This window comes from Frankia sp. CcWB3, assembly GCF_977927595.1.
This window is the reverse complement of record NZ_CDWRCK010000111.1, coordinates 6,868-13,491: the sequence shown is the minus strand read 5'-3', so window position 1 is coordinate 13,491 and position 6,624 is coordinate 6,868. Positions and strand designations below refer to the sequence as shown.

Annotated in this window: 6 protein-coding genes; 5 read left to right on the top strand and 1 reads right to left on the bottom strand. The window is 74.5% G+C overall.

Translation table 11 applies throughout. The annotated features are described in order from the left end of the window. The 5 genes from ACY5KJ_RS10550 to hypE all read left to right on the top strand — a co-directional run. The coding region (locus ACY5KJ_RS10550; RefSeq protein WP_462203270.1) for an NHL repeat-containing protein at nucleotides 1–1,111 on the top strand (1,111 nt) is incomplete at its 5' end. Continuing rightward, a complete protein-coding gene (hypF, locus tag ACY5KJ_RS10545; RefSeq protein ID WP_462185811.1) occupies nucleotides 1,108–3,645 on the top strand; it encodes a carbamoyltransferase HypF in 2,538 nt (845 codons plus the stop codon). The genes ACY5KJ_RS10550 and hypF, both read left to right, overlap by 4 nt. Before the next feature lie 4 nt (nucleotides 3,646–3,649). Further along, a complete protein-coding gene (locus tag ACY5KJ_RS10540) occupies nucleotides 3,650–3,931 on the top strand; it encodes a HypC/HybG/HupF family hydrogenase formation chaperone (protein ID WP_462185812.1) in 282 nt (93 codons plus the stop codon). Continuing rightward, nucleotides 3,928–5,034, top strand: coding sequence for a hydrogenase formation protein HypD (hypD, locus tag ACY5KJ_RS10535; protein WP_462185813.1), 1,107 nt, complete (start codon nucleotides 3,928–3,930; stop codon nucleotides 5,032–5,034). The genes ACY5KJ_RS10540 and hypD overlap by 4 nt, the downstream gene beginning before the upstream one ends. After that, nucleotides 5,027–6,088 (top strand): hydrogenase expression/formation protein HypE, encoded by a 1,062-nt coding sequence (gene hypE, locus ACY5KJ_RS10530; protein ID WP_462185814.1) that lies wholly within the window; start codon nucleotides 5,027–5,029, stop codon nucleotides 6,086–6,088. The genes hypD and hypE overlap by 8 nt, the downstream gene beginning before the upstream one ends. 56 nt (nucleotides 6,089–6,144) lie before the next feature. On the opposite strand, the gene ACY5KJ_RS10525 is transcribed toward hypE, so the two are convergent. Next, entirely contained in the window at nucleotides 6,145–6,399 is a 255-nt protein-coding gene (locus ACY5KJ_RS10525) for a hypothetical protein (protein ID WP_462203269.1), read from the bottom strand. Between the last annotated feature and the right edge of the window lie 225 nt (nucleotides 6,400–6,624).

Here is a 6,624-nt window from a genome sequence, read left to right as displayed (position 1 = left end):
GGCGGGGGGCTGGGAACCGGCGGTGTGGATCGGCGCCCCGGCGCCCGGCGGGCTGGCTCTGCCGTCGGCTCTGCCGTCGGCGTCCCGGCTGTACGCGCCGCGCGGGGTGTGGCTCGGCGACGACCTGCTCGTGGTGGCGGACTCGGGCAACCACCGGGTGCTGATCTGGCATGGTCTGCCGGCCGTCGACGGCACCCCCGCCGACGTCGTGCTCGGCCAGGCCGACGCGACGAGCGAAGGACCGGCGGCCGCGGGGCGCGGACCCGAACGCGGCCTGCGCCTGCCGACCGGCGTGCTCGTCACGGACGGCAGGCTCGTGGTCGCCGATGCCTGGCACCACCGGGTGCTGGTCTGGGACGAGGTCCCGACGGTCACCGACACCGCCCCCGACCTCGTGCTCGGGCAGCCGGACGCCGGCGCCGTCCGCGAGAACCGGGGCGGCCCGTGCGGACCAGACACCTTCTACTGGCCCTTCGGGGTGGCCGTGGTGGGTGGGCGCTTCTACGTCGCTGACACCGGTAACCGACGGATCCTGGGCTGGTCGGATGGCCTGCCGTCCTCACCCGGCCGGCTACCCGACCTGGTGCTGGGGCAGCCCGATCCCACCCGCCGGGACGAGAACCGTGGCGGCGCGGCCGGGCCGGCCAGCTTCCGGTGGCCGCACGACCTCGCCGGCACCGCCGATCGGCTGCTGGTCGCGGACGCCGGCAACCACCGGCTGCTCGGCTGGGCCCCCCATCCCGACGCCGACAGCGACGCAGATCTGGTGCTCGGCCAGCCCGATCTCGCCTGCTCCGGGGAGTTCCCCTACGCGCCTGGCCGGGCCGACGTCCTGCGCTTCCCCTACGCCGTCGACAGCGACGGGCACCTGCTGGCCGTCGCGGACACCGCCAACAACCGCGTCCTGCTGTGGGACGAACTGCCGCGGCGCAGTTCCATGCCTGCGACCGGTGTGCTCGGCCAGCCGTCGTTCGCCGAGACCGGGGAGAACCGGTGGACCCGCGTCGAAGCCGACACCTTCTGCTGGCCGTACGGCCTCTCGGTGCGCGGCGACCGGCTCGCGGTGGCGGACTCGGGCAACAACCGGGTCATGATCTGGCGGCGGGTGTGACCGGAGAGCAGAACAGGCAGGCCGAGCGGGCCGAGCGCCGGGTCCGGCGCCGGGTCGTGGTGGAGGGCGTCGTCCAGGGCGTCGGTTTCCGGCCCTACGTCCACCGGCTCGCGGGCACCCTCGGGCTCGCGGGATTCGTCGGCAACGACTCGACCTCGGTGTTCGCCGAGGTCGAAGGCGACGAGGTGGCGGTGGCCGAGTTCCTGCGCCGGCTCGAACCGCAGGCGCCACCGCTCGCGCACATCGAGCGCGTCACGGTGACGAGCGTGACCCGGTTGACCGCCGGCGACGCCGGGTTCCGGATCGTGGCCGGCGCGACCGTTCCCGGCGACCGCACCCTGGTGCCCGCGGACACCGCGGTGTGCGCCGACTGCCTGCGCGAGATGTTCGACCCGACCGACCGGCGCCACCGCCACCCGTTCATCACCTGCACCAACTGCGGCCCGCGGTACACGATCATCAGCGCGCTGCCGTACGACCGCGCGGCCACGACGATGGCCCGTTTCCCGATGTGCGCGCGGTGCGCGGCGGAGTATGCCGACCCGGCGGACCGCCGTTTCCACGCCGAACCCGTCGCCTGCCCGTCCTGCGGACCGAAGCTGTGGTTCAGCCCCGCGGACGGCACCGGACCAGAGGTGCACGGCACGGACGCCGCGCTGGCGGCGGCCCAGCGGGCGCTGGCGGCCGGCGCGGTGGTCGCGGTCAAGGGCGTCGGCGGCTACCACCTGGTCTGCTCGGCCGAGAACGACCTGGGCGACACGGCCGGCGACACGGCCCTGGCGCGCCTGCGCGCCCGCAAGGGCCGGCCCGACAAGCCGTTCGCGGTGATGGTGCGCGACCTGGCGACGGCCGCCCTGGTGGCCGACCTGTCGTCGGCGGAGGCGGCGCTGCTGGCGTCGCCAGCCGCTCCGATCGTGCTCGTCCGCCGCTCGCCCGCGGCGGGGATATCGGGGATATCGCGGCTGGTCGCCCCCGGCACCCCGCTGGTGGGGCTGCTGCTGCCGTACACGCCCGTGCACCACCTGCTGTTCGCGCCGGTCCCGGGCGGCGGCCCGCCACCGCCGCGGATGCTGGTGATGACCAGTGGCAACCGTTCGGGCGAGCCCATCTGCTTCGCCGACGACGACGCGCGGGACCGGCTCGCCGGCCTCGCCGACGCGTTCCTCCGGCACGACCGACCGATCCTCCTGCCGTGTGACGACTCGGTGGTGCGCTGCGGCTACGGGGACGACGGAGACGACGGGCAGGTGCTGCCGGTGCGGCGCTCCCGCGGATACGTTCCGCTGCCGGTGGACCTCGGCCGCCCTGTCCGGTCGGTGCTCGCCGTGGGCGGCGAGGGCAAGAGCACGTTCTGCCTCACCACGGACCGTCGCGCGTTCGTGTCCCAGCATCTGGGTGACATGGGCAGCCTGGCGGCGCTCGGGGCCTTCGAGCGGTCCGCCGCGCACCTGACCGACCTGTACGGCGTCGCGCCGGAGACGCTCGCCGCCGACCTCCATCCGGGATACGTCACCCGGGCCTGGGCCGAACGCGCGGCGGCCACGGGGGCCGAAGACGCGGCCTCCGGGAACCCGGCTGCGGGGGCGAACCAGGCCTCCACCTACGGGTCACGGTCCGCCGGCCGGTCGCCGCACCTGGTCCAGCACCACCACGCCCATGTGGCCGCCCTGCTCGCCGAGCACGGCAGGCTCGGCGACACCATCCTCGGGGTCGCGTTCGACGGCACCGGCTACGGGCTCGACGGCACGATCTGGGGCGGCGAGGTGCTGCTGGTAGGCCCGGACGTCGCCCGCGCCGAGCGGGTCGCGCACCTGCGTCCGATCGGCCTGCCCGGGGGCGACGCCGCCGTCCGCAATCCGTACCGGGTCGCGCTCGCCCATCTGGCCGCCGCCGGCCTGGACTGGACCGCGGACCTGGCGCCGGTGCGGGCCTGCTCCGTGGCGGAGTTGCGCACCCTGCGCACCGCGCTGGACCGGGGCGTGGCCTGCGTGCCCTGCACGAGCATGGGCCGCCTGTTCGACGCGGTGGCGTCGCTGCTCGGGGTGCGCCACCGGATCACCTACGAGGCGCAGGCCGCCGTCGAGCTGGAGGCGCTCGCCGCGGACGGGCTCACCGCGGCGGAGCTCGGCGGCGCCGGACTCGGCGGCGCCGGTGCCTGCCGGCTCGCCTTCGGCCTGGCGGACGGCGTCCTCGACCCGGCGGGGGTGCTCGCGGGGATCGTCGCCGGTCTGCGGGCGGGGGTGGCGGTGCCGGTGCTGGCCGGCGCGTTCCATCTGGCGGTCGCGGACGCGGTGGCCGAGGTCGCGGGGGTCGCGCGGCGGCGGTACGGAGTCCGCCTGGTCGGTCTGACCGGCGGTGTGTTCGCCAACGTGGTGCTGACGCGGGCCTGCCGCACCCGGCTCGCCACCGCCGGGTTCAACGTACTCGTCCATCGGGTGGTGCCGCCGGGCGACGGTGGGCTGGCGCTGGGCCAGGCTGCGGTCGCGGCGCTGGGCCGCCCGACGGAGCCGACCTTCGGCGGGAAGGAAGCCTGACGGCATGTGTCTAGGGATACCGGGCCGGATCATCGAGATCTGGGACGACCGCGGTACGCGGATGGCGATCGTCGACTTCGGCGGCGTCACCAAGACGGTGTGCCTCGCCTACCTGCCCGACGCGACCGTCGGGGAGTACACGATCATCCATGCCGGCTTCGGGCTGATCAGGGTGGACGAGGCCGCGGCGCGGGAGACCCTCGCGATGTTCCGGGACCTGGGGCTGCTCGAGGAGGAGCTGGGATCGCGCGCGGCGGGACCGGGCATGACCGGGCCGGGCCGGTGAGGTACCTGACGGAGTTCCGCGACCCGGCGTTGGCCCGCCGGCTGCTGGATGCGATCATTGCCACCGCGACCCGGCGCTGGACGATCATGGAGGTCTGCGGCGGCCAGACCCACTCGATCATCCGTAACGGGATCGACCAGCTCCTCGCGGACCAGGTCGAGTTCATCCACGGCCCCGGCTGCCCGGTGTGCGTCACGCCGCTGGAGACGATCGACCGGGCGCTGGCGATCGCCGCCCACCCCGAGGTGATCTTCTGTTCGTTCGGGGACATGCTGCGGGTCCCCGGCAGCGGCACGGACCTGTTCATGGTCCGGGCGCGCGGCGGGGACGTCCGGGTGGTCTACTCGCCACTCGACGCGGTCCGCCTCGCCGAGGAGAACCCGGACCGCCAGGTCGTGTTCTTCGGGGTGGGCTTCGAGACCACCGCCCCGGCCAACGCGATGGCCGTGGTGGCGGCCCGGCGCCGTGAGCTCGGCAACTTCTCCGTACTTGTCAGCCACGTGCTGGTGCCGCCGGCGATGACCGCGGTCCTCGCCTCGCCGGCGAACCGGGTGGCGGCGTTCCTGGCGGCCGGCCACGTGTGCACGGTGATGGGCACCTCCCAGTACGAGCCGTTGGTGGCGACCTACCGGGTACCGATCGTCGTCACCGGTTTCGAGCCGCTCGACCTGCTCGACGGGGTACGCCACGCTGTCAAGCAGCTCGAGGCGGGGCGGGCAGAACTCGCGAACGCCTACCCGCGGGCGGTGCGGCCGGCGGGCAACCCGGCGGCCCGGGAAATCCTCACCGAGGTTTTCACGGTGTGTGACCGGCCCTGGCGGGGAATCGGGACAATCCCGGACTCGGGTTGGCGGCTGTCCGCGGCGTACCGGGACTTCGACGCCGAGGTCCGCTTCGACGTCGAGGGCCTCACGGTGGCCGAGCCGGCCGAGTGCCGCAGCGGCGAGATGTTGCAGGGCCTGGTCAAACCGCCACAGTGCCCGGCGTTCGGAACCTCCTGCACGCCACGCACCCCGCTCGGCGCGACGATGGTCTCGGCGGAGGGGGCGTGCGCCGCCTACTTCCAGTTCCGGCGGCTGACCCCGGCGGTCGGCCGTGGCTGACCCCGTCGACCCGACCGGTTGGACCTGCCCACTTCCGCTGCGTGACCATCACCAGGTGGTGCTGGGGCACGGCGGCGGCGGCGTGCTGTCGAGCGAGCTGATCGAGCATCTGTTCCTGCCCGCGTTCGGGACCACCGACGTGGCGCGGGCACCGGCGGACTCGGCGGTCCTGGATGTCGCGGGCGCCCGGCTCGCGTTCTCCACCGACTCGTACGTGGTGCGCCCGCTGTTCTTCCCCGGTGGCTCCATCGGCGAACTCGCGGTCCACGGCACCATCAACGACCTGGCCTGTGCCGGCGCGGTGCCGGTGGCGCTCTCGGCCGGGTTCATCCTCGAGGAGGGCCTGGAGCTCGCAGTCCTGGGCCGGGTGGCGCAGGCGATGGGCCGGGCCGCGGCCGCGGCGGGGGTGCGGCTGGCGACCGGGGACACCAAGGTCGTCGAGCGCGGGCTGGCCGACGGTCTTTACGTGAACACCAGCGGCATCGGGCTCGTCCCGGCCGGGGTGGACATCCGCCCCGAACGGGCGAGGCCCGGCGACCGGGTCATCGTCTCCGGCCCCGTCGGCGAGCACGGTGTCGCCGTGCTGAGCGTGCGCGACGGGCTGGAGTTCGGCGGCGAGGTCCGCTCCGACACGACGGCGCTGCACGGGCTGGTCGCGGCGGTGCTGGCGGCCGCGCCGGGGGTCCACGCGCTGCGCGACCCGACCCGGGGTGGCCTCGCGACCGCGCTGTGCGAGATCGCCGCCGCGTCCGGGACGGGCATCGAGTTCGCCGAGCGCGCCGTGCCGGTGCCGCCCGCGGTCGCGGCGGCCTGCGGGTTCCTCGGCCTCGACCCGCTGCACGTGGCGAACGAGGGCAAGCTGGTCGCGTTCGTCGCCGATGCCGACGCCGACGCGGCGCTCGCGGCGATGCGGGCGCATCCGGCGGGGCGTGACGCGGCCGCCATCGGCACGGTCACCACGGAGCATCCGGGCGTGGTCGTCGGGCGCACCGCGTTCGGGGGAACCCGCATCGTCGACCGGCCGCTCGGCGAGCAACTCCCCCGCATCTGCTGAGTTCGGCGGCGTGGCCGCGCCCACCTTTCCAACGATCGGCTCCAACGATCGGCGGGTCAGGGCGCGTGATGCGCCGGATCCATCCGGAGGACCCGGAACCGACCTCCAATGATCTTGCCGTACATCTCGGCGGACATGGGCCCGGGGAACGTCGCGACAACCGATGCGGGCGAGCCGGCGTCATCGATGAACACGACCGCGTACGCGCCGGCACCTGGCTGCGCGGTACGGAGGGCGGCCTCGGCGCGTTGCCAACCGCCCTTGCGCCAGTTGTCCCTGGCCTGCCGGTCGCAAGGCTGCGGCGCCGTCACGCCGGCCCCGGCCCGAACAGCACGCCGGGCCGGAGCCGCCGGTCGCCGGGCGGGCTACACCAGTCGCCGGGACGCACACGACACGCAGGACGCCCGGGACACACAGTGGCGTCGGTGAGCCGGTGAATCCTCGCCATGTCCCACCCCGGTCCAGGTCGTGCGGTCCAAGTCGTGCGGTGCAGTTCTCGGTCGACATGCTCCGTGGCATCAGCTTCAAGACTTAGG